13 protein-coding genes are annotated in these 13,046 nt (G+C 40.1%); 3 read left to right on the forward strand and 10 right to left on the reverse strand.

Features of this window, described 5'->3' with window-relative positions:
- Positions 1-6 precede the first annotated feature (6 nt).
- The 5 genes from AABS66_RS10500 to AABS66_RS10520 all read right to left on the reverse strand — a co-directional run bounded on the left by AABS66_RS10500 (position 7) and on the right by AABS66_RS10520 (position 4,723).
- Positions 7-867, reverse strand: a complete 861-nt coding sequence (locus AABS66_RS10500; RefSeq protein WP_430224905.1) for a TauD/TfdA dioxygenase family protein — start codon at positions 865-867, stop codon at positions 7-9.
- Between the two features lie 59 nt (positions 868-926).
- Positions 927-1,883: an L-tyrosine/L-tryptophan isonitrile synthase family protein gene (locus AABS66_RS10505; protein WP_430224906.1), complete on the reverse strand. Its 957-nt coding sequence runs from the start codon at positions 1,881-1,883 to the stop codon at positions 927-929.
- Between the two features lie 508 nt (positions 1,884-2,391).
- Positions 2,392-3,573, reverse strand: a complete 1,182-nt coding sequence (locus tag AABS66_RS10510) for a cyanate transporter (RefSeq protein WP_375083993.1) — start codon at positions 3,571-3,573, stop codon at positions 2,392-2,394.
- Positions 3,573-4,037, reverse strand: a complete 465-nt coding sequence (locus tag AABS66_RS10515; RefSeq protein ID WP_206084658.1) for a nucleoside deaminase — start codon at positions 4,035-4,037, stop codon at positions 3,573-3,575. The genes AABS66_RS10510 and AABS66_RS10515 overlap by 1 nt, the downstream gene beginning before the upstream one ends.
- Positions 4,037-4,723 (reverse strand): ankyrin repeat domain-containing protein, encoded by a 687-nt coding sequence (locus AABS66_RS10520; protein WP_206084657.1) that lies wholly within the window; start codon positions 4,721-4,723, stop codon positions 4,037-4,039. Before AABS66_RS10520 ends, AABS66_RS10515 begins: the two co-directional genes overlap by 1 nt.
- Before the next feature lie 84 nt (positions 4,724-4,807).
- On the opposite strand from AABS66_RS10520, the gene AABS66_RS10525 reads away from it, so the two are divergent.
- Together AABS66_RS10525 and AABS66_RS10530 are read left to right on the forward strand one after the other, a co-directional pair.
- A complete protein-coding gene (locus AABS66_RS10525; protein ID WP_206084656.1) occupies positions 4,808-5,662 on the forward strand; it encodes a LysR substrate-binding domain-containing protein in 855 nt (284 codons plus the stop codon).
- 2 nt (positions 5,663-5,664) lie between these two features.
- Positions 5,665-6,033, forward strand: a complete 369-nt coding sequence (locus tag AABS66_RS10530; protein WP_206084655.1) for a DUF4440 domain-containing protein — start codon at positions 5,665-5,667, stop codon at positions 6,031-6,033.
- 50 nt (positions 6,034-6,083) lie between these two features.
- On the opposite strand, the gene AABS66_RS10535 is transcribed toward AABS66_RS10530, so the two are convergent.
- Both AABS66_RS10535 and AABS66_RS10540 read right to left on the reverse strand, forming a co-directional pair.
- Positions 6,084-7,049, reverse strand: a complete 966-nt coding sequence (locus AABS66_RS10535; protein WP_206084654.1) for an agmatinase — start codon at positions 7,047-7,049, stop codon at positions 6,084-6,086.
- Between the two features lie 43 nt (positions 7,050-7,092).
- Entirely contained in the window at positions 7,093-8,313 is a 1,221-nt protein-coding gene (locus AABS66_RS10540; RefSeq protein WP_430224907.1) for a sodium/glutamate symporter, read from the reverse strand.
- A 279-nt stretch (positions 8,314-8,592) separates the two neighbouring features.
- Between AABS66_RS10540 and AABS66_RS10545 the strand changes: the two genes are divergently transcribed.
- The gene (locus AABS66_RS10545; protein ID WP_206084652.1) at positions 8,593-9,465 is read left to right on the forward strand and encodes a LysR family transcriptional regulator; all 873 of its coding nucleotides are present in this window, start codon (positions 8,593-8,595) and stop codon (positions 9,463-9,465) included.
- Positions 9,466-9,526: 61 nt separating this feature from the next.
- Here the strand turns inward: AABS66_RS10545 and fbaA are convergent, their stop codons facing one another.
- From fbaA to epd, 3 genes are all read right to left on the reverse strand, one after another.
- Positions 9,527-10,603: a class II fructose-bisphosphate aldolase gene (gene fbaA, locus AABS66_RS10550; protein ID WP_206084651.1), complete on the reverse strand. Its 1,077-nt coding sequence runs from the start codon at positions 10,601-10,603 to the stop codon at positions 9,527-9,529.
- A 59-nt stretch (positions 10,604-10,662) separates the two neighbouring features.
- Positions 10,663-11,826 (reverse strand): phosphoglycerate kinase, encoded by a 1,164-nt coding sequence (pgk, locus tag AABS66_RS10555; protein ID WP_206084650.1) that lies wholly within the window; start codon positions 11,824-11,826, stop codon positions 10,663-10,665.
- Between the two features lie 93 nt (positions 11,827-11,919).
- Positions 11,920-12,939 carry an erythrose-4-phosphate dehydrogenase gene (epd, locus tag AABS66_RS10560; RefSeq protein WP_206084649.1) on the reverse strand — a complete coding sequence of 340 codons (1,020 nt, stop codon included), beginning with the start codon at positions 12,937-12,939 and terminating at the stop codon, positions 11,920-11,922.
- Positions 12,940-13,046 lie beyond the last annotated feature (107 nt).

Below are 13,046 nucleotides of genomic sequence, written 5' to 3' on the forward strand. Positions count from 1 at the left end.
AATTTTTTAATCTGTAAAAGAATAAAAATGAGCATTTTTACAAACAGGTACACCATGAATATGAACCCGCTGAAGTTGGCGAGGTGCTTTAGAAATAAAAGCCTCTCGACCATGTAATAACGTGAAGTTATCACAAATAGCCACATCCCCTTCTTTCCAGCTATGCGCATAATAATACCGGGGATCATATAACCTGCTATTTAGTTCTTTTTCAAACAGGGTTTGGTTTTCTCTAGACATTCCTTTAATTGTTAAAGAGTGATGATCTGCATATTTATCATCATCAATTTTCATAGGTTCGTTGTAGCGCATCACCCACTTATTGTTATTTGGGTGTAAGCAAACAAGGGGTGACACAACCTCGCCCCCATAGTGGGTAACCTGTTTTGTTTTATAGCTAATAATGGTGTCTTTCCATAATTGAACCTCTTCAAAACTGGATTCATTAAGGAGCTTTTCTGTATTAACAAATGTTGTTCGCCCCCCTTGAGATATCACTGGGGCATGTATGCAATGAAAAATTTGGAATTCTGGAATAGTTTCTCGATACATCCCATCCCAATGCAACGGTATGTAGCCATTATCTAAAACATGGTCTGAAGGGTTCGAGCGCTCCTGAATATCTAATACACTTCCAAAAGACCATTTCATGATATCCCCCCAACATTCTGAATATTCAATCAGTTTATTTTCATCTGTAAAACCTGACTGAAACCCCCGCAGTATAACCAGTGAATATTGACGAGCTAAGTGACGTAATAGGCTTATTGGCAATGCTGTAATGTTTTGATGTAAAAAACATGGTGTTAATAACACCCCAAAAGGATTAATTAATTTAACATGACAATTTATTGAGCTTATATTCATAAAACCTCACGTTATTATTTACCTATATATTTATTTTTATTAATACAAATAAAATTCGATTAAATAGATTCAATTACGTAATGGCTGGGTGAACCGTTAACCTCAACAAGTTTTCCGTTCATTTTCTTTGCTGTTTCATTTTTCATTAATATAAATCGGCCATTTATATTAACGGCAACACCGTGCCATGGTGTTAACCAATTATCTCTGGTTGGCATTAAATGAATACCCATTTTAATACTATCCGCGGGTTGCGGATGAATGGAAAGACGGATCGCAGATGGGAACTTTGTTGATAACAAATTCCCCCATGCTCGACTACGTTGAATAACGCCTACAGCACGCTGTTTAGCATTCCTTTGCAGAGCTGCTTTCGACCCCGTGTAATCGGGAAGAAAGCTATCTTCATATAAAAAACGCGTAATAGCTTGATATAATTGAATACCACAATTCGTCTGCTTGAGTTCTCCTTTTATCTCATCAATAGAGGTTGCGTAATTTTCAATTAATAACGACCTTAATTGGGTATAATCTTGAGAATATTGAGTTAATTCTTTAACACTACTAAGGGAATATAAATATAGACTCTCCCCATCTAGTTTAGATAATAATTTATTAAGTTCTTTTTGATAAAGCGTAATGTCATTATCATCAACACAAATAAGATCACTAAACACATGCCCATCAGAACAGATAATAATCTTAGCACCTAATGAGTAAATATCTTTTATTTTCTGGCAAAGCGAATTCAAAAAAACAAGCGATAACTTTTCTGCCATATCTGGTATCTTTCCTAATACCTTCTTAGGGTTGGGTGATTTAGTCGGAAAAGCAGGTAAAATAAATTCAATAGGCTGCCTTTTTTCAATAAATGCACGGATCCTTGGAATTTGAATTTCAGATACCTTTCTTTCCTCATATTCATCACACTCATTTGATTGAGAAAAGCAACGGCGATATTTTAATAATTCTTTTAAAACCTGATGAGAGATATCTATTGAATCAAAATTTTCCATAATTCATCACCTTACCATAAACATGATTCGATAAAACTAATAAAAACAAATAAGGCCATGAAAAACCAGATACCTTTTGAATACATATTAAAAAATAAAAAATAAAATAAAAATAATATAAAAAATATAACGTTAATTAAAAATAATATGATTATTAATAATTAAAATTAATTTTATTATTTCAATAGCTAACTCATTATATAAAAATAGAGTAAGATAACTTTAGGTTAATTTCACTATATCCATAGGCTATTATTTTTTGAGTTGATTTGGTGAGATAACGAAGCATCCATGAAATGCCAAAATCGCGGTTAATCAGAACCCCCTCGGCGAACACGAAGAAACGCCCCAACACAGTGTTCTTCCTATGTTGAGTGGGTTTGAGTGAATGTTTTTCCAATACGTTGCGGCATAGTCGTTCATATTGAATAAACAACTATGTCGCTATCTGGGCAAAAAACACCAAAACAACGATAACCATCGTTCGTAATAAAATAACGGGAATTTTTTATTTTAAAGCAAATAGTTGGCTATATCCTTTCGGGTTTAAACGTAAATAAAGCAGCAATGTCACTAGCACAAAAATAACATGCATTCCCCACACCCAAGTGAAACTTTGGCTTAACTGGTGTAACCATGCCGCGAGTAGTGGGCCAAATGCAGCGATAATAAACCCGCCCGCTTGCATTAATGCCGTTAATGCCCCCGCGCTAACTGGATGGGGAATATGATCCAGTGCTGTAATTATGCTAAGCGCAAAACAGCCCCCTAACCCAACGCCTAATAGTGCTATCCATAAGAAAGGCACATCACGGGCAAACAACATTAACCCAATAAACCCGATGGCTTGGCAACTTAGCGTCGCAATAAGCCAGAAACGACGATCGATATTGTGAGAAGCGAGTACAGGGATCATCAGAGCTGATAAGGCCTGAAACACCGTCAGCATGGCAACAAAAGAGCCACTTTGTGCAGCACTCATTCCCTGTTCTTGGAAAAAAGGCGCTAACCACGTGACAACTGTTCCATAACCCGCATTGATTAACCCAAACCCCGCCATTAATAACCAGGCCCGTGGCTTTTTAAAGAAAGCGAATACGGAAACGTGACCAACGCTAGTTTTATTCATCGTGCGAATATTTAATAGGATAGCAATTAACGCGATCAGCGCAGGGAGTGCTAGCCATGCCAACGCACTTTGCCAATGGCCTGTTACACTTTCTAAAATAGGGGTTAACTGTGCGCCTATCGCACCGCCCGCCATTAACGTTGCAGAATAGAGCCCCGTCATCATGGCCATTTTTTGTGGAAAATGCGCTTTAATAAAACCAGGAAAAACCGCTTGAATATAAGCGGCACCGGCACCACACAAAAACGCTGTAAACAATAATATGTGACCATTTTCGGCAAAATAACGGAAAAAAGAACCGAAAAATAGCAATAACATCGCCAAAGCAATTCCACTTCGCTCGCCTATTCGTTGGTTTAATGCGGGGACAACCAATGCACCAATCCCCATCAATAACATGGGCAATAACGTCAGAAGCGAAATGCTTTGGTAGCTCATTCCTGTCGTGTGAATAATATTGTCGATGACAGGGCCAGGACCTGTCATAAAGGGCCGTAAATTCAGCCCAACTAACACAATAGTGACCACTAACGCGAGGGAGTACGACGCTGTTTTACCCATTATTTTTGCTGTTCCCACCACATTTGGTACAGCGCTGAGCGCGGTGCATCATTTGGCCTCAATTGCTCAAATTTAAAACCCAATTGTTGCTCAGGTGCCACACGTAACGCCTTGGCAATTTCCGCGGTTGATAAGCCAAAGGGCTCTGCATCTTGGTTTGAATAACCATATACCACGCGAGAAACCCCCGCCATGCGCATTGCAGCAAGGCACATTGGGCAGGGTTGCCCACTGGCATAAACAATACAATCATCCAGTTTAACGCGGTTCAATGCCTTCCCCGCTTGACGTAATGCCATTAATTCCGCGTGCGCGGTGGGGTCGTGTAATTCAAGCATTTGATTTACCCCTGTTGCCACTACTTTACCTTCTCTAACAACAACAGCACCAAATGGGCGACCACCCGCCTGCACATTTTCTTCAGCAAGCGAAACCGCCTGCTGTAAAAATTGCCTATCCGACATTATTTCGCTCCTGCTTTTTCAAGGATTTCAATCAAGTTACGGTAGCCTTTACTTTTTGCTAACGTTAAAGGCGATATCCCTGAGCCATCCGCTAAGTTGACATCCGCCCCGCCTTCAATCAACAGCGTGACAATTTGCACGTACTTATCGCTACCATCCCCCAAAATAATCGCTTCAATCAATGCCGTCCACCCGAGGCGATTAATATGGTTTACGTCCACACCCGCATCAATCAAGGTTTTAACCGTGTCGATATGGCCACGTTCTGACGCAGGGATCAACGCCGTACCGCCATAACGGTTGGTACTGTTTAAATCAGCCCCATTTTTCAGGGTTAATAATAAAATATCTTGCAGCCCACGCGCTCCTGCATAAAGGTACGGTGAATCTTGCATATTATCCTTCGCATTCACATCTGCGCCATGCTCAATTAAGTAGCGCGCCACATCCACACGGTTTTCATGAGTAGCTGCCATTAATGGAGTACGTTGGCGCAAATCCCGTTGCTCGATGTTAGCTCCTTGCTCAATTAGCGTTTGAACTTGGTATAAATTGCCTTGCTCAGCCGCGCTAACCAGTATATTAGATTGTGATGTTGCCATTCCTTTCACCATAAAGATCAATGAAATTGAAAGAATACCCAGTAAATAAACCAACCACTTAACACGTAACAATGTTGTTTTCATGATTTATCTCCTTCTCATCTATTTAATCTACTCAAAAAGTATGCTATTTAGAAATTAAATAACCAAATGATAGGTATTAAATAAATGAATCCATTGCTCAATTTAGTCCTATTGAACACCTTTGTCGCCGTTGCCGAAACAGGGAATTTCACTGTGGCTTCACAGCATTTAAATTCAACGCAATCTACATTGAGTCAGCAAATTCAACGCTTAGAAACTCTAGTGGGGCAGCCATTGTTTGTTCGAGGCCACCGCATCTTAACGTTGACCGAAACAGGTGAAATCCTACTGAGCTATGCGAAAAAAATCTTAGCATTAAACGACACATTTTTTATGAAGATCACGGGCAGTGCGGTGATCCACACGCTTCGTCTTGGTTTTCCTGAAGATCTGGCATCAGGGCAAGTTACCCCTACCCTTGCCGCCTTTATGCAAGCAAACCCCAATGTGCGCTTAGAAGTCACAAGCGGTTTAAGCCGCCAGCTACATCAGCGCTATCAACATGGGGAATTAGACTTAATCATCGTTAAACAGAAAAAAGGGGAATTTAAGAGTGATTACAGCTGGCCTGAACCGTTATGCTGGCTAACAAGCAATCAACGTCAATCACTCAATAGTGATTCTGTCCCGCTTATCGTTTTCCCTGAAAATGGCTTGTATCGCAATGATATGTTTAAGTTATTAGATAACGAGCAACGCCCTTGGCACATCACTTATACTTGTTCAAGCCTGGCAGGCATTCAAAGCGCCATTACGGATGGCTTAGGGATCAGTTTACTGCCCCAGCGTGCTAAGTTGCCACAGCACCGCATTTTAACGGAAGAGGAAGGTTTCCCTGCTGCTCAAGAAATGGAAATTGCGATGCACTTTCATCGCAATGCCTCAGATACCCTCACGGAACTTGCTGAAAAATTAGCACAACAACTGGAGCAACGCTAATCGTGGAAACGTTATTTAATATCCTGATTGAGTTAGAAAAAAAACTGCATTTTTCCGCTAATCGACAAAATATCGATTTTCTTCAAGATATCCTACACCCTGATTTTTTTGAATTTGGCCGTTCTGGTGGCACAACAGATAAACCCGATACCTTAGCCTCTTTGATTGATGAGGCCCCAAAAACGATTTATTCAGAAGGCTATCACTGCACATTATTGAGTGAGCACACGGTATTGATGGCTTATATGAGTTATGAATTACAACAAGGGGAAAAAATAAGGCAAACCAATCGTTCATCGATATGGTTAAAGAATTCAGCAAATAAATGGCAACTGAGGTTTCATCAGGGGACGCCAACAGATAATCAATAAAGTGGGAAATATCTCCCACTTTATTGTTAGTTCAGCATTAATTAACTCCGTTATTTTTTATCAAAATACCCTGCTCGAATAGATGCCCCTATTAAATTCACCACAAAGCGCCCAGCAGTAACGCCTGTTAGTTTAGAGGGGATATCTTTTGCAGGCGTGATTTCAACGATATCCATACCCACAACCCGACCTTTTTTCACTAAACCGTGAATTAAGCTACGCGCTTGTAAGTAAGTTACTCCACCTGGTGCAGGGCCATCTACACCTGGCATAATGCTTGGGTCGATACCATCTGCATCAATACTGATATAGTAATTTGAGTTATCTGGGATACGGTCTAAAATTGCCTGCATTCCTACTTCATGCAGTTCATAGGCAGGAATAACATGAGCACCATGATCTTTAGCTGCTTGATAATCTGCGGGACGTCCACTCCCTTGAGCACGTAAACCTATCTGAAAAATTTCACCGATATGTTTCATTTCCGATGCACGACGAATTGGACTAGACAAACCTGTATTCACACCATTAACTTCTTCACGCCAATCTAAATGAGCATCAATATGAACTAAAGTGACTGGGCCAACTTCATCAAATCCCTGTAAAATCGGCGTAGTTATACCGTGGTCACCACCTAAAATAATCGGCAACGCATTCACCCTTAATAATTGCCTGATTGCTTCTGCGGCTCTTTCATGATGTTCACCCAGTGGTTGAGATAAATCAGGGATAACGTCACCGCAATCAACGAATTTAATATCTTTACGTCCCTGCAAGAGTGGGCCATCAATATCAAAGTCATAATGATCTGGATGCCGAACAATTCGGTCACTCATATCACGTAAATATTGTGGTGCTCTTGATTGATCATTTGTAAAAGCATGAGCGCTATAGGCAGAGCTAAATGGCATTCCAAGTATCGCAATATCGGCTTCGATATTATTTAAATCGGTCGCAAGTTCAGAATATAAAAATGTTTTATGGCCAACATGTGGCGCTGTCGTTAATTTTTTCATCTACTTTTTCCTTATTAAACTTTAAATTTATTCTTTATTTTTATTAGCCGCCAAATGTATTGGCTAAAAATACAAATAGAGGGACACCGACAATGTCAGTTAATACTGTTCCTGCAATAGGAATAATAATGAATGCTTTCCTTGAAAATAGGCCATATTTATTACAGATAGCATCCATAACAACTAAGCCATTTGGTGTTGCACCTAATCCATGACCAATAAAACCAGCAGACATCACTGCCGCATCATAATTTTTACCCAATGCACGATATACGATAAATACAGCAACAAGAATGGTAGCAATAACCTGAGATATTAATATGATCGTTAATGGCAGAGCTAGCTCATAAAGCTCCCATAATTTTAATTTCATCATTGCCATCACTAAAAACATTTCTAATGAAATAGTTGAAGTTAGAGCTACCGTATTTTTTGATATTTTTATAATCGGTTTTCTTTCATTAATTGAATGAAAAACAACACCTACAAATAAACTAAAAATATGCCCTGGTATTGTAAACCCTGTAATTTCACTTATCCATTTAGCAGTTGGCATTCCTATTGCAAGAATAGTTAAAATGGCTGCACCAGCGACAATACATTTCTGTGCGCTAATTTTATCTTCCTGGGCATCAACTGCAGCTAAATTATTTAAATCAACATGGTCTGTTTCAATTTTCAATTTATTTCTTTGGATTAGCCAATTACCGACTGGCCCGCCTAATATCGAACCTGCAATTAAGCCAAATGTTGATGCAGCCAACCCAACATTAAGCGCTTGGTCATAACCAAATGACTCAACGAGTGGTGCTAATGAAGCCGCCATCCCGTGCCCTCCCTGCATTGAGGCTTGTCCTGCCATCATTGCAACCAAAGGCTCTATATCTAATATGTAGGATAACCCAATGCTGACACCGTTTTGGGCAAATGCTAGCCCCCAGCAAATAACCATATAAATAAGTAATATTTTCCCACCACTGATTAATAATTTGACTCCTGTCATGAGTCCGATAGTGACAAAAAATACATACATAGCTAAATCATATAATGTATTATCAAATCCTAATTCTACAATATTAAATTGATACGCTAACCACATCATGATAGAAAATAAAAACCCACCAATAACAGGACTAGGTATTGAATACTTCATAAAAAATGGAAACTTCTTTATGATTATATTACTAGCAATTAACAACAAAGCACCTAATGCTGTAAATGTAATCATATCTAATTTTATTGTTAACATTTCATCTGTGACCATAAATTAGAATCCTTTTGTATTTATATATATTTGGATTAATTATTATTTTGGCGCCACCTTAGTAATAATTTATTAACAACTACAACTTTAAGATATACATGTTTTTTAATAATAAAAGTGATATTTTTGACCCCTTGGTTTCATAAAATGAAACCTTTTAAAATTAATAAAAATAATTTTAATCATTAAAATAAAACAGTAAATTTAGGCTATTTGTATCTAGTTAAAAATTGAGATAGATTAGCAATAAGTGATTGAATTCACGCAATAGGTAAAAATATGCATAATAAAAAACTAACAGAAAAAGATTTAAAATCATTACGTGTTTTTATTTCTGTTGCCGAAGCTGGCGGTTTTTCGATTGCTGAAAAAAAACTCAACATGTCCAAAGCATCTATCAGTCGGCATATACGTGAAATCGAAGAAAAACTAAGTGTTCAACTTTGTGAACGAGGACCATCCGGCTTTAAGCTGACAGAATCAGGGCTATTAGTGATTAAAAAAGCCAACACTGCACTTAAGGCACTCGATAATATAAAAACAGAAGTCGATGAACTACAAGGGATCTTATCAGGCGTGCTGGTTATTGGTGTTGTTGAACATATACTGACTAACCCACAATGTCACCTTTCTTCTGCTATTGCTAAATTCACTGAAGCGGCACCACATGTAAAGCTAGAACTCATTGTGCTCAATCATAATCAATTAAATCGAGCTTTGAGTGATCGGACAATTCAAATTGGTATACGTGGTCAATTTCATGAAAATAGCCGCTTCAACTATCAATTTTTATTTATTGAAAAGCATAAACTGTATACTTCAGAAAGTAGTGCTAAAAATAAGCATAATTTGGCATTGGTTTATCGCCCACATCCGTTCACTGAAAGTGTTCTAGCTTCTGGAGAGTTTAATAAGGGCCCTGATGCAGCAGGTTTAGAAGCTGTTGCAGCATTTATCGCTTCTGGACACTATGTTGGAATTTTGCCAGAAAACTATGCCTCTCATATTAATGCACGTCATGCCCTCGTTGAAGTAGCTAATTCCCCTGTTTTCCAAAACCGTATTTGTGCGATAACCGAATCAAGCAAACCACTGGCACAAAGTGAAGCATTATTTTTAAAATTACTTTCACAGGCCAGTGAAAAACCATAAAAAATCCCCCAGCAAGTCACCTTACTGGGGGATTTTCAATTCAAAACTGAGTCTGTATTAATTACAGAACATCAACACAGTTCAGTTCTTTGAAAGCTTGTTCTAAACGAACAACCATTGAATCTTGTGCTTTACGCAGCCATACACGCGGGTCGTAGTATTTTTTGTTAGGTTTATCTGCACCTTCTGGGTTACCTAACTGACCTTGCAGATAGCCTTCGTTCTTTTTGTAGTACTGTAAAATACCATCCCAAGTTGCCCACTGAGTATCAGTATCGATGTTCATTTTGATAACACCGTAGCTAACTGCTTCTTTGATTTCAGCAGCACTTGAGCCAGAACCACCGTGGAATACGAAGTCTAAGCTGTTGTGTGGCAGGTTATATTTTTCTGAAACGTAGTCTTGTGAGTTGCGCAGAATTTTTGGCGTTAATTGAACGTTACCTGGCTTATAAACACCGTGAACGTTACCGAAAGATGCTGCGATAGTGAAACGTGGGCTTACTGCATTGAGTTTCTCGTATGCGTATGCAACATCTTCTGGTTGAGTATACAGTTCAGAGCTGTCCATACCTGTGTTATCAACACCATCTTCTTCACCACCTGTACAGCCTAATTCGATTTCCAACGTCATATCGATTTTAGCCATACGCGCTAAGTATTTAGCACAGATTTCGATATTTTCTTCCAGCGTTTCTTCTGACAGGTCAATCATGTGAGAAGAGAACAGTGGTTTACCTGTTTTCGCATAGTGTTTTTCACCTGCATCTAACAAGCCGTCGATCCATGGCAGTAATTTTTTCGCACAGTGGTCAGTATGCAGAATAACTGGCACACCATAGTGCTCAGCCATTTGATGCACATGATAAGCACCAGAGATCGCGCCTAAAACCGCTGCTTGTTGACCTTCTGCCTTCAAACCTTTACCTGCGATAAATGCTGCACCGCCGTTTGAAAACTGAACAATAACAGGCGCACGCACCTTCGCGGCCGCTTCGAGTACGGCGTTAATTGAATCCGTACCAACACAGTTCACCGCTGGCAATGCAAAGTTATTTTCTTTGGCAACTGCGAAAACTTTCTGTACATCATCACCCGTGATAACACCCGGTTTAACAAAATCAAAAATTTTAGACATGTGAAAAGGTCCTGTGGTAAACAGGCAGCCTACGCTGCCTGTTGTGTATGAACAATTAATTACGCTTTAGCACGTTCTTCTAGCATCACAACGGCAGGGAGCTTTTTACCTTCAACGAACTCAAGGAAAGCACCGCCACCCGTAGAGATATATGAAATTTTGTCTGCGATACCGAATAAATCGATAGCCGCTAATGTATCACCACCACCCGCGATGGAGAATGCATCACTGTCTGCGATGGCTTTTGCAACGATCTCAGTTCCTTTACGGAAGTTAGGGAATTCAAATACACCAACTGGGCCATTCCACAGAATGGTTTTGGCATTTTTTAGAATTTCAGCCAGACGCTGCGCTGATTCATCGCCTAAGTCCAGAATTTGCTCGTCGTCTTTGATTTCAGTACTTGATTTCAGTGTCGCTTCTGCGGTTTCAGAGAACTCAGTAGCAACGCGAACATCTGTCGGTACTGGAATTTGGCAGTTAGCCAGTAATTTTTTCGCTTCAGGAATTAAGTCATCTTCATATAATGAACGACCAACATTGTTGCCTTCTGCTGCGATAAAGGTATTTGCAATACCCCCACCCACAATTAGTTGGTCAGCGATTTTAGACAGTGAATCTAACACGGTCAGTTTTGTGGAGACTTTAGAACCTCCAACAATCGCCACCATTGGGCGCGCTGGGTTACCCAGTGCTTTACCTAATGCTTCTAACTCATTGCTTAATAATGGACCTGCACATGCAACGGGTGAGAATTTTGCCACGCCATGAGTTGACGCTTGAGCACGGTGAGCCGTACCAAATGCATCCATCACATACACATCACATAATGCAGCGTATTGTTTTGACAGTGTTTCGTCGTCTTTTTTCTCGCCTTTATTAAAGCGAACGTTTTCCAGAACGACTAACTCACCAGCGGCAATATCAATGCCATTTAAATAGTCTTTGACTAAACGAACAGGGTAATCGATTTTATCTGCCAGATAGTCAACAACAGGTTGCAGTGAAAACTCTTCGTTGTACTCGCCTTCAGTCGGGCGACCGAGGTGAGAAGTGACCATGACTTTAGCGCCTTGCTTCAGAGCAGCTTCGATTGTTGGTAATGAAGCACGGATACGTGCATCAGAAGTAACTTTGCCATCTTTGACAGGAACGTTTAAGTCAGAACGAATAAAAACGCGTTTACCCGCTAAGTCTAAATCGGTCATCTTAATTACAGACATGGTGAATCCTCTTGTTGATTCTCTATAAAGTTTCCATCAACTACTGGGCAGAGGCGAAAAGGTTATCATGCCCTGCTGTCTGTCAGTAGCCAATTAGTTTAAACCTGTTGCTGCCATCGCTAGCGTTGTATCTAGCATCCGGTTAGCAAACCCCCATTCGTTATCACACCAAACTAGGGTTTTTATTAAATGTTTTCCGCTAACTCGCGTTTGCGTACCATCAATAATAGCACTGTGTGGATCATGATTAAAATCCATCGAGACTAACGGCAGTTCTGTGTAGTCCACTATACCACGAAAATGCCCCTGTGCGGCGCTTCGCAGTAGTTGGTTCACTTTTTCAACACAGACATCGTCATGTACGGTAACACTCAAATCAATCGCTGTCACATTGGTTGTCGGTACACGGACAGAGATGGCTTCAAAATGATCTTTGAACTTCGGAAAAATTCGCGTAATTCCCGCCGCTAATTTCGTATCAACTGGAATAATAGATTGGCTGGCAGCGCGCGTTCTTCGTAAATCTTTATGATAGGCATCGATAACGGGTTGGTCATTCATTGATGCGTGGATCGTCGTAACGGTTCCTGACTCAATCGTAAATGCCTCATCAAGCAATTTAATAATCGGGATAATGCAGTTAGTGGTGCAAGATGCGTTTGACACGATATTGTCTGAAGCCGTTAAGCTTTCGTGGTTAACGCCATAGACAACAGTGGCATCAAGGTCATCAGTACCTGGGTGAGAGAACAGCACTTTTTTGGCGCCTGCCGCGATGTGCATTAAGCCATCATCACGGGAGCCATATGCCCCACTGCAATCAAGGACAATATCAATACCGAGTTCTTTCCACGGCAAATCACGGATATCGGTTTGGTGAAATAAGCGGATATTATCATCGCCGACTTGCAAGAGTGAGCCATTAAGTCTCACATCCCACGCAAAACGCCCATGGCTGGAATCATACTTCAGCAAATGCGCGATACCTTCTGGTTCAGCAAGTTCGTTAATTGCAACAACGACGATCTCTGCCCGACGGCTCGATTCATATAACGCTCTTAAAACGCTTCGACCTATTCGACCAAAGCCATTTATTGCCACCCTGATTGCCATTCCACACCTTGTATATGAGCAAAATCACACGGTTGCTAAGGATAACTGACTCACACCAACTCTACTGCTCATTTTAGCAGTTAAAGGTTAAAAGTGTGCTGTAACCT

Origin of the sequence: Providencia sp. SP181, from assembly GCF_050446505.1 — a bacterium.
Classification (GTDB): Bacteria; Pseudomonadota; Gammaproteobacteria; order Enterobacterales; family Enterobacteriaceae; genus Providencia; species Providencia vermicola.

Excerpts from the sequence above, each read along its gene's own strand:
- AABS66_RS10500 (WP_430224905.1), bottom strand. The coding sequence starts at position 867 with ATGAATATAAGCTCAATAAATTGTCATGTTAAATTAATTAATCCTTTT.
- AABS66_RS10505 (WP_430224906.1), bottom strand. The coding sequence starts at position 1,883 with ATGGAAAATTTTGATTCAATAGATATCTCTCATCAGGTTTTAAAAGAA.
- AABS66_RS10510 (WP_375083993.1), bottom strand. The coding sequence starts at position 3,573 with ATGGGTAAAACAGCGTCGTACTCCCTCGCGTTAGTGGTCACTATTGTG.
- AABS66_RS10515 (WP_206084658.1), bottom strand. The coding sequence starts at position 4,037 with ATGTCGGATAGGCAATTTTTACAGCAGGCGGTTTCGCTTGCTGAAGAA.
- AABS66_RS10520 (WP_206084657.1), bottom strand. The coding sequence starts at position 4,723 with ATGAAAACAACATTGTTACGTGTTAAGTGGTTGGTTTATTTACTGGGT.
- AABS66_RS10525 (WP_206084656.1), top strand. The coding sequence starts at position 4,808 with ATGAATCCATTGCTCAATTTAGTCCTATTGAACACCTTTGTCGCCGTT.
- AABS66_RS10535 (WP_206084654.1), bottom strand. The coding sequence starts at position 7,049 with ATGAAAAAATTAACGACAGCGCCACATGTTGGCCATAAAACATTTTTA.
- AABS66_RS10540 (WP_430224907.1), bottom strand. The coding sequence starts at position 8,313 with ATGGTCACAGATGAAATGTTAACAATAAAATTAGATATGATTACATTT.
- AABS66_RS10545 (WP_206084652.1), top strand. The coding sequence starts at position 8,593 with ATGCATAATAAAAAACTAACAGAAAAAGATTTAAAATCATTACGTGTT.
- fbaA (WP_206084651.1), bottom strand. The coding sequence starts at position 10,603 with ATGTCTAAAATTTTTGATTTTGTTAAACCGGGTGTTATCACGGGTGAT.
- pgk (WP_206084650.1), bottom strand. The coding sequence starts at position 11,826 with ATGTCTGTAATTAAGATGACCGATTTAGACTTAGCGGGTAAACGCGTT.
- epd (WP_206084649.1), bottom strand. The coding sequence starts at position 12,939 with ATGGCAATCAGGGTGGCAATAAATGGCTTTGGTCGAATAGGTCGAAGC.